The organism is Saccharopolyspora sp. 6V (assembly GCF_020176785.1).
Taxonomy (GTDB): Bacteria; Actinomycetota; Actinomycetes; order Mycobacteriales; family Pseudonocardiaceae; genus Saccharopolyspora_C; species Saccharopolyspora_C gregorii.
Window position 1 is genome coordinate 16,194 of the sequence record NZ_JAIUKB010000081.1, and the last position, 12,175, is coordinate 28,368.

14 protein-coding genes are annotated in these 12,175 nt (G+C 71.5%); 7 read left to right on the plus strand and 7 right to left on the minus strand.

Annotated features, from left to right (window positions below; genetic code table 11):
* Nucleotides 1–40: 40 nt before the first annotated feature.
* Both LCD35_RS16655 and LCD35_RS16660 read left to right on the plus strand, forming a co-directional pair.
* Complete coding sequence (locus LCD35_RS16655; protein WP_374108091.1) at nt 41–616, plus strand: SigE family RNA polymerase sigma factor; 576 nt, start codon at nt 41–43, stop codon at nt 614–616.
* Entirely contained in the window at nt 616–1,128 is a 513-nt protein-coding gene (locus tag LCD35_RS16660) for a hypothetical protein (protein ID WP_225044432.1), read from the plus strand. The genes LCD35_RS16655 and LCD35_RS16660 overlap by 1 nt, the downstream gene beginning before the upstream one ends.
* 71 nt (nt 1,129–1,199) lie before the next feature.
* On the opposite strand, the gene LCD35_RS16665 is transcribed toward LCD35_RS16660, so the two are convergent.
* The 4 genes from LCD35_RS16665 to LCD35_RS16680 form a co-directional block, all read right to left on the minus strand.
* Nucleotides 1,200–1,760, minus strand: coding sequence for a ferritin (locus tag LCD35_RS16665; protein WP_224958348.1), 561 nt, complete (start codon nt 1,758–1,760; stop codon nt 1,200–1,202).
* Nucleotides 1,761–1,879: 119 nt separating this feature from the next.
* The gene (locus LCD35_RS16670) at nt 1,880–2,617 is read right to left on the minus strand and encodes a hypothetical protein (RefSeq protein ID WP_224978095.1); all 738 of its coding nucleotides are present in this window, start codon (nt 2,615–2,617) and stop codon (nt 1,880–1,882) included.
* Between the two features lie 23 nt (nt 2,618–2,640).
* The gene (locus tag LCD35_RS16675) at nt 2,641–2,832 is read right to left on the minus strand and encodes a DUF397 domain-containing protein (RefSeq protein WP_224967129.1); all 192 of its coding nucleotides are present in this window, start codon (nt 2,830–2,832) and stop codon (nt 2,641–2,643) included.
* A 20-nt stretch (nt 2,833–2,852) separates the two neighbouring features.
* Nucleotides 2,853–3,713 carry a helix-turn-helix transcriptional regulator gene (locus LCD35_RS16680; protein ID WP_224967128.1) on the minus strand — a complete coding sequence of 287 codons (861 nt, stop codon included), beginning with the start codon at nt 3,711–3,713 and terminating at the stop codon, nt 2,853–2,855.
* Nucleotides 3,714–3,919: 206 nt separating this feature from the next.
* Here LCD35_RS16680 and LCD35_RS16685 point away from each other — a divergent pair, with 206 nt between their 5' ends.
* Nucleotides 3,920–4,171 (plus strand): zinc finger protein, encoded by a 252-nt coding sequence (locus tag LCD35_RS16685; RefSeq protein WP_224967127.1) that lies wholly within the window; start codon nt 3,920–3,922, stop codon nt 4,169–4,171.
* On the opposite strand, the gene LCD35_RS16690 is transcribed toward LCD35_RS16685, so the two are convergent.
* The 3 genes from LCD35_RS16690 to LCD35_RS16700 all read right to left on the minus strand — a co-directional run bounded on the left by LCD35_RS16690 (nt 4,172) and on the right by LCD35_RS16700 (nt 7,217).
* Complete coding sequence (locus tag LCD35_RS16690; RefSeq protein ID WP_225044445.1) at nt 4,172–5,353, minus strand: arginine deiminase; 1,182 nt, start codon at nt 5,351–5,353, stop codon at nt 4,172–4,174.
* Nucleotides 5,354–5,575: 222 nt separating this feature from the next.
* Nucleotides 5,576–6,385 carry a CPBP family intramembrane glutamic endopeptidase gene (locus tag LCD35_RS16695; RefSeq protein WP_225044433.1) on the minus strand — a complete coding sequence of 270 codons (810 nt, stop codon included), beginning with the start codon at nt 6,383–6,385 and terminating at the stop codon, nt 5,576–5,578.
* 52 nt (nt 6,386–6,437) lie between these two features.
* On the minus strand, nt 6,438–7,217 hold the full coding sequence (locus LCD35_RS16700; RefSeq protein WP_224958367.1) for a DUF2470 domain-containing protein: 780 nt from the start codon (nt 7,215–7,217) through the stop codon (nt 6,438–6,440).
* A gap of 396 nt (nt 7,218–7,613) precedes the next feature.
* Here LCD35_RS16700 and LCD35_RS16705 point away from each other — a divergent pair, with 396 nt between their 5' ends.
* From LCD35_RS16705 to LCD35_RS16720, 4 genes are all read left to right on the plus strand, one after another.
* Nucleotides 7,614–8,480: a hypothetical protein gene (locus LCD35_RS16705; protein WP_224958368.1), complete on the plus strand. Its 867-nt coding sequence runs from the start codon at nt 7,614–7,616 to the stop codon at nt 8,478–8,480.
* Nucleotides 8,477–9,682 carry a fumarylacetoacetate hydrolase family protein gene (locus LCD35_RS16710; RefSeq protein WP_225044434.1) on the plus strand — a complete coding sequence of 402 codons (1,206 nt, stop codon included), beginning with the start codon at nt 8,477–8,479 and terminating at the stop codon, nt 9,680–9,682. The genes LCD35_RS16705 and LCD35_RS16710 overlap by 4 nt, the downstream gene beginning before the upstream one ends.
* A gap of 120 nt (nt 9,683–9,802) precedes the next feature.
* On the plus strand, nt 9,803–10,456 hold the full coding sequence (locus LCD35_RS16715) for an IclR family transcriptional regulator (protein WP_224958418.1): 654 nt from the start codon (nt 9,803–9,805) through the stop codon (nt 10,454–10,456).
* A gap of 202 nt (nt 10,457–10,658) precedes the next feature.
* Entirely contained in the window at nt 10,659–12,161 is a 1,503-nt protein-coding gene (locus LCD35_RS16720) for a cytochrome ubiquinol oxidase subunit I (protein ID WP_225044435.1), read from the plus strand.
* Nucleotides 12,162–12,175: the final 14 nt, after the last annotated feature.

Sequence of the window (12,175 nt, forward strand, 5' to 3'; positions counted from 1 at the left end):
GTGTCCTCTCCGCAGCGAAAGCCCGGGGAGGGGAGGCGGCGTGACCGCTCACATGCCTGCCGTGCGCGCCTCGTCGGAGGCCTCGGTGGGCTGGTCGCGCCCGGCACTGCAAGGGGATATGGCGACGGAGGACGATTTCGCGGAGTTCGTGCGCGTCGCCCTGCCGGGCTTGATGCGCTACGGCCACGCGTTGACGGGGAACCCGCACGACGCGGCCGATCTGGTGCAGACGGTGCTGGAGAAGGTCGGCGCGCGCTGGGCGAGGATCCGGCAGCAGTGCGAGGAGCCGCGCGCGTACGTGCGCAAGGCGATGGCGAACGCGCACGTGAGCCGGTGGCGGCGGATCCGCCGGGAGACGTTGCTGGCCGAGTTCCCGGACGTGCCCGCGGTGGAGTCGCCGGATCGGTTGGAGAACGAGCCGCTGTGGCAGGCGCTGCGCGGGTTGCCGCCGCGGCAGCGCGCCGTGGTGGTGCTGCGCTACTACGAGGGCTTGTCGGAGGCGGAGATCGCCGAGACCCTCGGCGTCAGCGCGGGCACGGTGAAGAGCCAGGCCAGCAAGGCGTTGGCCACGTTGCGCCGCAGGCTCGGTCCGGTGTTCGAGGGCGGTGGGATGTGATGGGCGACCTCGACGACGAGCTGCGCCGGATGTTCGCGGACGACCGGCTGGAGGTGCCGGTCCGCACGGGCGCCGAGTGGTCGCTGGGGGCGGGCGCGCGCCGGCGGCGCAAGCGGCAGACGACGCTGGCCGCGGTGGGCGGGGTGCTGGCGATGGGGGTGCTGTTCGGCGGGGGAGCGGTGCTGGTGGCGCGGCCGGATCCGGGGCCGGTGCGCCCGGCGGTGCCGCCGGTGGTGGGCACGTCGGTGCCCTCGCCGGTGCAGCCCCCGATCCCGCTGCCGACGTCCCCGCCGGTGCCCGCGGAACCGGCGCCGGGCGGCGGCTGGGGGCCTCGCCGGTCGCCGCCGGAGCGGGGCGATCCGGCGGAGGACGCCGAGGACGAGCGGTTGTCGATCCTGCGGGAGGTCACCTCGGAACCGGAGTCCACGTCCGCGGAGCCGTCCGAACCGTCCGAGCCGCAACCGACGTCGGAACCGACGGAGCCGTCCACCGAACCGTCCGACCCGGGCTGACCCGGAACGCGCGACGGCCCCCGGCTCGGGTGAGCAGGGGGCCGTCGGCCGCTGTGGTGGGTGCGGTCAGCTCAGAGCGCTCCGCCCGCGGCGGGCGGCGCGGTGGGGTCGGCGCCCTCGTCGCCGACGGTCTCGCGGGCGAGGAAGTTCTCCACGTCGAACAGGTTGCCGCCGGAGCGGTCGACGACGGCCAGCAGCGTGGACATCTGCGAGACCTCCTCGACCTGCTCCTTGAGGAACCACTGGAGGAACTGCTCGCCGAGGTAGTCGCCTTCGTCGCGGGCGGCCTTGGCCAGCGTCACGATCTCCTGGGTGACCTCGCGCTCCTGCTCCAGGGCGAGGGCGACGAGCTCCCGGGTCTCGGTGAAGTCGTTGCGGACCTCTTCGATGGACGGGATGGCGACCTTGATGTCGTTGTCCATCAGGTACTGCACGATCATCATGGCGTGGTTGCGCTCTTCGATCGACTGGCGGTAGAAGTGCGCGGCCAGCCGGGGCAGGTCTTCGTTGTCGAACCACACCGCGACCGCGAGGTACTGCTGCGAGGCGGTGAGCTCGTTGCGCACCTGGTCCTGCAGCAGCTGGTGGAATCGGGATTCGCGGGGCTGGATCTTCTTTGCGGTGGTGGGCATGGCATGAAGAATACGCTCCAATTGACACCTCGCAATTCGTCAGGTAACCCTTGGAAATGTTCGCCGAACCTTGGTTAAGTTTACTTTGCCTTATTTCGGCAAGGCAATCCTAAGTGGATTCAGCCGGGTCTGGAGTAGGTGCGCTCGGCGCTCTCGCGCGGGTCGGTGGCGCGCAGTCGGGAGATGATCTCCGCCGCGCCCGCGGCGCCGTCGTATCTCGTCGAGTACTCGGCTGAACCGTCCGTAACCAGCACGGATACCTGGCCGGCGCGTTCGTGTGGCTTTGCCCACCGCAGGGCGCAGTCCCACTGCCCGAGGATCGCGGGATCGCCGTCGAGCGCCGTGGCCACTTCCCGCGCGGTGCGCCGCAGTTCGGTCTCCCACGTGCGGTCGGCGTGGAGGCGCACGATTTCCGCGATGTACTGCCGGGTGCGGAACCGCAGTTCTCGCGGAGGCTCGGCATCGCCGAGGCAGTGCAGCGTGAAATCGGTCCACACCACGTGGTCGTAATCATTGTTGAACCGGTCGTGCTCGATCCGCGCACTGGCGAATCCGCACCCTTCAACGCCGCAGTCGCAGCGCCACAGCAGCGTCGTCGGCGGCGGATGCGGCCATTCGGTCGGCAGCAGGGGGCCGTGCCGCCCGAGCAGGTCGTCCGGATCCCGCCCGATCCCCTTCACCGGCACCACGTCGCCGAACAGGTCCCGCCCGTCCACCACCGGCACGAGCACCTGCGCGTCGCTCCTGCCCACCTGGACCTGCTCCACCCGAAGCCCGAACTCGCTGTACGCCGGTTCCTCCCGATGCGCGATGCCGAATCCCATGCCTCCACCCTGGCAGCGCGGGGCGGTGCGCACGCCGGATCGCTCGATCCGGTCGCTCACAGGGAGGTGAGGAACGCCGTCCACTGGGATCGGGTGAAGCCGAGCGTGCCGCCGGTGCGGTCCTTGGTGTCGCGCACCGCGACCGCTCGCTCGGCCACGGCGACCTCGACGCAGTACGAGTTGCTGCTGCTTCGGCTCGACTTTCGCCAGCGTGCTTCGCGCAGGGCTGCAACGTGGGCCGGATTCATGTTTTTACTGTAACCGCAAGCTAGAGGCTCCTGGCGGTCTCTTTGATCAACGTGATCGAGTCTTCTCGGCTCAGGCTGAGGTTCGCTGCTTCGTGGAACGCCAGGTCGTATTCCCGTGCGGTCAATCCGTCCATGACCAGCTGGGTGGATGTGACGGATTCCTGCCACAGCAAGGTCGGGAGCCGCGCGCTGGGGAAGGTCATCAGGTGGAACGTCGAGGCGCCGAGCGCGGGATGTCCACCGGCTTCGAACGGGATGATGTGCATTTGTACGGATTCTGAATCCGCCTCGGCGATGTCGACCAAGTGCTCCAGTTGCTCTCGCAGCACCTCCGTCCCACCGACCCGTTGATGGAGGACCGCCTCGCTCATGAGCACGGTGAGCTTCAGCGGGTCGTCACCGCGAAGGCGAGAGCCTCGAAGCATGCGGCTCGTGACGCGGCGCTCCACCTCGGCCATGCGGAGGTTCGCCTGGCCAGCCTCAATGATCGCTCGTGCGTACGCCTCGGTCTGGAGCATGCCGTGGACGACGCCGCTCTCGTGGGAGCAGATGCTCTCCGCACCGTGCTCGAAGCCGAAGAAGCGGAGGAGATCTTCGCTGAACAGGGCCGAGTACTTGGTCCACCAGCCGCGGCCGGTGGCATCTTCGCGCAGCGCTCGGAGTTCTTCGGCTTCGTCCGCGTTGAAGTCGTACACCTCGATCATCTTGTTCAGGCGTTCCGCCGCGACGGTCTTCTTGCCGTGCTCCACATCGGACAGGTAAGCGGCGGCGGTGCCGATGCGTTCGGCCGCTTTCGCGCCGCTCAGGCCGGATTCGGTCCGCTTCTCGCGCAGGCGCAGCCCCAGTGCCCATGCGGCGACGGTCGGGGAGGTCGGTGCCATGTCGGTGCTCCCAGTCGAATGCGCAGGTCGGAGATCAAGTCGACACACGATCGACTTACATCACTAGGTAATTACCTGGCGGTGCAATACGGTCATGTTCAGACGGTGACGATAGACCACTCCGAGTCACCGTCGGCGGCGGCCCTGGAACCGGTACCTCCCCGACCGGCCGGGACCGGGGCCGTCGTCCTCCCCGGTGGATTCCGTTGGAACGAGAGGTGATCGTCGTGCTCGGTGGTAGCTCAGGTCTGGTCGTGTACTGGCGCCCGATGCGCGGCGAGCGGCACGGGTTCAGCCCGGATCGGCCGCCGCGCGCAGGCGAGCTGCGCAGCGCGCTGTGCGGCACCTCGGCGGAGCTCGTCGAACCGTCCGATGTGGACTGGCTGGACCCGACCTGCGCGGAATGCGGGCGGCAGGCAAGGAATCTGCTCGAACTGCGGCAGCGGGCGCGGCCCTGACTACAGCGATTCGCGGGTGATGGGGCAGGACATGCAGCGGGGGCCGCCGCGGCCGGTGCCGAGTTCGGAGCCGCTGATGCGCACGACCTCCACGCCGGCGGCCTCCAGGCGGGAGTTCGTCTCCACGTTGCGCTCGTAGGCGATGACGACGCCGGGGGCGAGGGCGAGGGTGTTGTTGCCGTCCTCCCACTGCTCGCGCTCCGCCGTCACCGGGTCCAGGCCGGTGTCGATGACGCGCAGCCGGTCGATGCCCATCGCGTGCGCCGCGGATTCCAGGAACGGTTCCGGGCCGGACACGGACACGCCGTCCTCGTGCGGGCGCAGCGAGTACGCGGTCAGCGAGTGCTGGATCGCCGGGTACATCACCACGGCGTCCTCGGCGACCATCGTGCACACCGTGTCCAGGTGGATCGACGCGCGCTGCTGGGTGATCGGCACCGCCAGCACCGTGTGCGCGAGGTCGTCGGCGAACATCGAGCGGGCGAAGGACTCCGCGCCTGCCGGGGTGGTGCGCTCGCCGACGCCGATCGCGACCACGCCCGGCGCCAGCAGCAGCACGTCCCCGCCCTCCACCGGCGCGGAGTGCGCGCCGTACGCGCGGCCGGAGCGGGAGAACCGCGGGTGGTAGGCGTAGATCAGGTCGGTGATCGCCGATTCGCGGTGGCGCGCGGGCATCGCGAGCGAGGCGACCGCGACGCGATCTCCCACCCACACCGAGGAATCGCGGGTGAACAGCAGGTTCGGCAACGGGGTGAGCGCGAAGTCGTGCGGCAGGTGCATCCGGCGCACCAGCGAATCGCCTTCCGCGGCGGGGAGTTCCTCGAAGGTCATGCCCGCGATCAGCGCACCCGCCAGCGCCTTCTCGTCCACTGTGGACAGGTGGGAGCGGAGCACGTCGGCGATGTCGGTGCCGAGCTCGCGCTCGTCCACCGCGCTGTGCACCGCGGCGGCCCGCGCCCGCGGATCCGCGAGGGTCTCCACCAGCAGTTCGTGCAGCAGCACCACCTCGATGCCGCGGGAGCGCAACACCTCGGCGAACGCGTCGTGCTCGGCCTGCGCGCGGTCCACCCACGGGATCGCGTCGAACAGCAGCTGGTCGCTGTTGCGCGGGGTGAGCCGCTTGAGCTCGTCGCCCGGGCGGTGCAGCAGGACGGTGTGCAGCGGGCCGACCTCGCTGCGCACGTGCGGTTCGCTCGCGCGTGGGTTCACGTCATCGAGCCTAGCCGTCACGATCGAAAACAGGGCTGCCCGCGCGTGAAAAACATCGAACGTTGCGCTGAACGACCACCGGAAGGGCGATCCGTTGTCCACCGTCGACGACTCGGATCGACCCGCCGACCGCCGGGCGGACGGCCCGTTCGCCCGACCGGGCCGGACGGGTGGGCCGTTCGCCGGGCGGGGCCGTCAGGGGAGCCAGCCGACCTTCCCGCGCAGCGCCGCGTAACCGACGAACGCCACCACGTCGATCAGCGCGTGCCCGACCACCAGCGGCCACAACCGGTTCGCGCGCTGCCACACCCGGCCGAACACCAGGCCCATCACCACGTTCCCGACGAACCCGCCGAAGCCCTGGTACAGGTGGTAGCTGCCGCGCAGCACCGCCGACGCCCACAGCGAGCGGTTCTCCGACCAGCCCAGCTGCCGCAACCGGGTCAGCAGGTACGCCACCACCAGCGCCTCTTCGGCGAACGAGTTCCCGAACGCCGACAGCACCAGCACCGGCGCCCGCCACCACGCGTCGTCCAAAGTGGACGGTTGCACGGTGAGGCTCAGCCCGAGCGCGTGCGCCGTCAGGTACAACCCCAGCCCCGGCACGCCGATCAGCGCCGCCAGCCCCGTGCCGCCCAGCGCGTCCCGCCACGGCCGCGAGCGGTCCAGGCCGATCCGCGCCAGCGCGACCCCGCCGCGCCACAGCAGGAAGATCCCCAGCGCGCCCCAGGCGAACAGCCGCAGCACGTTCGCCAGCTGCTGCGCCAGGTCCAGCAGCCCGGCCTCCGCCTGCGGCGCGTTGATCGCCACCGCCTGGTCCGCCAGCGACTGCGGCTGGGACAGCGCGTCCAGCAGCGACAGCAGGCTCTGCAGGCCGGACATGCCCAGCGTCACCGCGAACACCACGACCAGCTCCACGCCGATCGCGCGGCGCTGCGCCGGATCGGCGAGCCGGGCCGGTTCCTCGGGGCGGGCCGGGACCAGCCACTCGCGCAAGGTGCTCACCTACGGAACCGTACCCGCGCGGCGCGGCGGAACCCGCGCCGCCGCAACGGGATCAGGCCGAGCGCTGGCCAGCCAGGAACGGGCAGCCGACCAGGCGGCGCAGCTCCAGGCCCAGCGACTCCGCGGTCTCCACCGGCTCGGAGAACGCCAGCCGCACGTCGTGATCGCCGTCGGCCGACTCCACCCGCAGCCGCAGCCCGAACCGGTCCAGGCCCAGCGGGCGGATGTGCCCGCCGCGCAGGTCGTCCGGCAGGTGCCGCGCGAGCATGCCCACCACGTCCCGGTGGGCGCTCTCCAGGTGCCGCAGCCAGCCGTCCTCCAACATGCAGAACGGATCCGGGCGGGCGGCGGTGAACTCGGCGGCGGGCACCGAGCAGGTGCCCTCCGCGTCCGCCAGCACCAGCGACGCCGGTTCCAGCTTGAGCACCGAGGCGCCGTGGCCCGCGTCGAGCAGCCGGCTGTCCGGGCGCTGCTCGGCGACCGCCAGCACGTCCTCCCGGGCGTCGGTCCCGGTCAGGACGCGGATCTGGCCGGTCAGCCACAGCAGTCCGCGCACCGACTCGCGCAGCTGGACCGGGGTCGGGTCGGCCACCTCCAGCACCGCCGCGATCTCGGTCCGCGGCGCCTGCCACGCCGTCGCGACCAGCGGGTGGTCGTCGCCGAGCAGCACCGTGGCGGTGCCGTCCGGATGCACGTGGTGCAGCAGCGGTGCGATCCGGGCCGAACTCTCCCCGGAAGGCATCAACGCGGCCCTGCCACCTCGTCTAGCGATCGTTCGGGCCCGCTCCGCCGGGTTCGGCTTGGCCGGGCGACGTGTCGTCCTCTCGCGCACCGCTCACCTCCAACTTAGGTAAGCCTAACCCAGCAGGTCCGCAGGGGAAAGCCGCTGTCCGTCTTACCAGCTGATCGGCCCACCGCGGGGCTGTGCGCGGGAAGTTCCCACCGCCGCGCGGGGTTCTCCCGCGGTCCGGGACGGTGCCCGGCGCGGAACCGGAGGAGGGATCGGCGCGGTTCCCGACCGGCTGGTGGCGAGATCGATCCGCGCAGCGGAACGGCCGCGGGGCCACCCCGCGCAGCCGCCGCGAGATCACCCGAGTGGATCAACGGGGCCCGGCGGAGCCCGCCACCAGCAGTGATGATCCACCGAACGGCAGCAGGGGAAGACCGCCGGACGCCCGTTCCTCGGCCACCTTTGTTCACCGAACGGCGCGGCATTAGCGTGTCTGCCGTGTCAAGCGCTGTTGAGCTTCGCGCGCCGGGTCCGCGCGGCATCCCGCCACTGTTCGCCCGACTGGTCGACGACGCAGCGCTGTTCCCACCGGGCAGCGCGCAAGTCGACCACGCGGTCAACGCCCACCTCGCCGCCCGGACCGGTGAGTACTCGGGCGTGATGGGCCCGATGCTGTGCCAGGCCTCCCGGCTGGCCGAGCTCATCACCGAGCTCGCCAAGGCCAAGCCGGCCGAACCGGTCCCGCTGTCGCTGGTCTGCGACACCGGGCTCGGCGGAGTGCCCAAGGCGCTGTCCATCATCGAAGGGCGCCAGGAACTCCTGGCGCTGCGCATGGTCGAGATGCCCGCGCCCTCCGACGTCGACGACGTCTGGCTGGAACGCGTCTCCGAGTTCGTGCCCGAGGACGTCATCCGCGTCGTCGAACCCCGGCGCAGCCCCGAAGGCTGGCTGGACGGCATCAAGCGCGTCGCCGAGCACGGCTGCTGGCCGAAGCTGCGCACCGGCGGGCCCACCTCCGAATCGGTGCCGCCCGTCGACGTCGTCGCCGACTTCCTCGCCACCGTCAGCACGCTCAGCGTCCCGTTCAAGACCACCGCGGGCATGCAGACCGCCGTCCGCGGCGCCGACCCGGCGACCGGGTTCATGCAGCACGGCTTCCTCAACCTGCTCGTCGCCACCGCCCGCTGCCTGTCCGGCAAGGACGTGCGCGACGCGCTGGAGAGCGCCGACGGCGACGCCCTCGCCGCCGAAGCGGGCTCGTTGTCCGACGCGGCCGCGACCGCCGTGCGCGACGTGTTCGCCTCCTACGGCTCCTGCTCGCTGACCGACCCGGTGACCGACCTGGAAGGGCTGGGGCTGTTGTGACCTGGATCGAGGACCCCGAGTTCGCCGCCGACAAGCCGTTCGGACCGCAGACCCTCCCGTACGGGGTGCTGGTCACCGCGAGCGGACCGGTGGTGGCCGTGCGGGTCGGCAAGCACGCCTTGCCGCTGCGCGGTGTCGCGGACGCGCTGGGTCCTCGGTTGTCCGAACTGGTCGGCGCCCGCTCGCTCGACCCGCTGCTGGCCGCCGGGCGGGCGCGCTGGCGGGAACTGCGGGAGCGGCTCACCGAACTGGTCACCGCCGACCGCGCGCCCGCCGGCGCCGAACTGGTGCGCACCGACTGGCACACGATGGTGCTGCCGTTCACCGTCGCCGACTACGTGGACTTCTACTCCTCGCCGCACCACGCGCGGAACGTCAGCCGCATCCTGCGCCGCGGCGCGAGCGAACTGCCGGAGAACTGGACGCACCTGCCCGTCGGCTACCACGGCCGTGCCGGGACCGTCCGCGTCTCCGGAACCGACGTGCCGCGGCCCAGCGGGCAGCGGCGCACCACCGGCGACCGCAACCCCGCGTTCGGCCCCACCCGCAGGCTCGACTTCGAAGCCGAGGTCGGCTTCGTGTGCGGCGGGGAGACCGCGTCGCGGGTGCCGACGGAGGACTTCGCCGAGCACTGCTTCGGCGTGGCGCTGGTCAACGACTGGTCCGCGCGGGACCTGCAGCTGTGGGAATCGCAGCCGCTGGGCCCGTTCCTGGCGAAGTCGTTCGCGACGTCCATCGCCGGGTGGATCACGCCGCTGGAGGCCTTCGAGCACGCGCGCATCGCGCTGCCGGAACGGGAGCACGCCCTGCACGACTACCTCGCCGAGACCGAGCCGTGGGGGCTGGACCTGTCGCTGGAGGTGCGGTGCAACGACATCGTGCTGTCCCGGCCGCGGTTCGCCGACATGGCCTGGTCCCCGGCGCAGCAGCTCGCGCACTTGACCGTGAACGGGGCGACCGTGCGGCCCGGCGACCTGTTCGCCTCCGGCACCGTGTCCGGGCCGGCCAAGGAGGAGCGCGGCTGCCTGCTGGAGCTCACCTGGGGCGGCGCCGAACCGATCACGCTGGACGACGGGGAGCAGCGCACCTTCCTCCAGGACGGTGATCGGGTCACACTCGGGGGGACCGCGCCCGGACCGGACGGTTCGGTGATCGGCCTCAGCGAGGTGACGGGCACGGTGCTGTCCGCGACCTGGAGGTGACCGGTGGCCCGAACCCCCGACCCGGCGCGACCTCCCGATCCGGCCCCGCCGCGGGCGGCGCACCGGCCCGGTCCCGCTGACCCGGGACGCCGCGGCCCGGCTGGCGGCCACGGGCACCCGGTGGGCGGCGCGGCCAAGGACGCCCCCGCCAAGGAGACCTCGCTGACCCTGGAGCGCGGGCTCAACCTGCTGCAGGCCGTCGCCGAAGCCGACGGCGCCGCCCCCACCATCAGCGACCTCGCCGCCACCGTCGGCGTCAGCCGCGCCGCCGTGTACCGGTTGCTCGGCCCGCTGCAGGACCGGGGACTGGTGCGCCGGGAGGGCACCCGGGTGCGGCTGGGGCTCGGCGTGCTGCGCGTCGCCGGACGCGTGCTGCCGCAGCTGCGGTTCGCGGCGACGCCCGCGCTGCACGAGCTCGCCGAGCAGGTCGGCGCCACCGCGCACCTCACCGTCGCCGACGGCGGTGAGGCGCAGGCCGTCGCGGTCGCCGAACCGTCCTGGACCAGCCACCACGTGGCCTACCGGATCGGTTCCCGGCACCCCGTGCAGCGCGGTGCCGCTGGCCGGGCCGTGGACCTGCTCGCGGACGGGCCGCCGTGGGTGAGCAGCAGCGGCGAGCTGCACTGCGGCGGCTACGGCGTCGCCGCACCGGTGCTGGGCGTGCCCTCGCTGCGCGCCAGCGTCGGCGTCCTCGCGCTGGAACCCCTCGCCGTCGAGGAGGTCGGGCCGCTGGTCGCCGGTTCGGCCCGAGCGGTGGCCGAAGCGCTCCGCTGATCCCCGGGACCGCGCCGAGCGCCGCCGCGGCCCCGATCCGGGCGAGAGGGGTTCCGATCATGGGATCCGTCCGGTAGAAAAGATCACATCCCGCCGCGGCGACCCGGGACGAAAGTCCTGGTCGGACCCGGGACCTCCGTCCTGGCACGAGGGGGACGGCGGCCCCTGAAACCGGGGTGCCCGGCCCCGGCAGACTGGCCGCGTGGAACTCCTCGACATCGCCCGGTGGCAGTTCGGCATCACGACCGTCTACCACTTCCTGATGGTTCCGCTGACCATCGGCCTCTCCCTGCTGGTCGCGGGAATGCAGACGGCGTGGTGGCGCACCGGGAACGAGCGCTACCTGAAGATGACCCGCTTCTGGGGCAAGTTGATGATGATCAACTTCGCGATGGGTGTGGTCACCGGCATCGTCCAGGAGTTCCAGTTCGGCATGGCGTGGAGCGAGTACTCCCGCTTCGTCGGCGACGTGTTCGGCGCGCCCCTCGCGATGGAGGGCATCGTCGCGTTCTTCGTCGAATCGACCTTCCTCGGCCTGTGGATCTTCGGCTGGGACCGGCTGTCGAAGGGCGTGCACCTCGCCTGCGCCTGGGCGTTCTCGCTGGCCACCGTCGCCTCCGCCTACTTCATCCTCGCCGCGAACTCGTGGATGCAGCACCCGGTCGGCATCGAGGTCGTCGACGGGCGGCCGCGGCTGACCTCGATCTGGGCGGTGATGACCAACAACACCGTGCTCGCCGCGTTCCCGCACACCGTCTTCGGCTGCTTCGCCGTCGCCGGGTCGTTCCTCATCGGCATCGGCGCCTACAAGATCGTGCGGCACCACCGGGACTCGCCGCGCGACGACGAGGACCGGAAGCTCTGGCACACCTCGATGCGGCTCGGCGCCTGGGTCGGCGTGGTCGCCTTCGCCGGACTCGCGATCTCCGGTGACGTGCAGGGCAAGCTCATGTTCGAGCAGCAGCCGATGAAGATGGCCTCGGCCGAGGCGCTCTGCCACACCGAGGAACCCGCCAGCTTCTCGATCTTCGCCTACGGCGACGTGGGACGGCAGAACTGCGAGGACGTCAAGAGCTTCACCGTGCCCTACATCCTCTCGTACCTGGCCAACGGCGACTTCACCAGCGAGGTCAAGGGCGTGCAGGCCCTGGTGCCCGAGTACCAGGCCGCATACGGCACGAACTACCCCGACGACCCGCGGCTCGGGCAGTTCGCCGGGCAGCCCATCGACTACGTGCCGAACCTGCCCGCCACCTACTGGGGCTTCCGGTTCATGATCGGGTTCGGCGGGGTCGCCGCGCTCGGCGCGGTCGCCGTCCTCTGGTTCACCCGCGGCGGCCGCTTCCCGAAGGGGCGCTGGTGGGGGCCGCTGGCCGTGGCGAGCATCGCCACCCCGTTCCTCGGCAACGCGTTCGGCTGGATCTTCACCGAGCTCGGCAGGCAGCCGTTCGTCGTCGCCCCCAACCCGAACCCCTCGGGCGTGGACGGGGTGTGGATGTACACCGCATCGGCCGTGTCCTCCGGGGTGACGCCAGGGGAGATGCTGACCTCGCTGATCGGCCTCACCACCGTGTACGGCGTGCTGGCCTGCGTCGAGGTCTTCCTCATCGTCCGCTTCGTGCGCGGCGGGGTCGCGGCCACCATGCCGCACCAGCCGTCCGACGACGAGAAGTCCGACGACGACACCCTGTCGTTCGCCTACTGACGCCCCCGGACCCG

Bases quoted from the DNA above. Each gene is read 5' to 3' on its own strand.
- LCD35_RS16680 (WP_224967128.1), bottom strand. From the start codon at position 3,713: ATGGCACCGACCTCCCCGACCGTCGCCGCATGGGCACTGGGGCTGCGC.
- LCD35_RS16675 (WP_224967129.1), bottom strand. From the start codon at position 2,832: ATGAATCCGGCCCACGTTGCAGCCCTGCGCGAAGCACGCTGGCGAAAG.
- LCD35_RS16660 (WP_225044432.1), top strand. From the start codon at position 616: ATGGGCGACCTCGACGACGAGCTGCGCCGGATGTTCGCGGACGACCGG.
- LCD35_RS16665 (WP_224958348.1), bottom strand. From the start codon at position 1,760: ATGCCCACCACCGCAAAGAAGATCCAGCCCCGCGAATCCCGATTCCAC.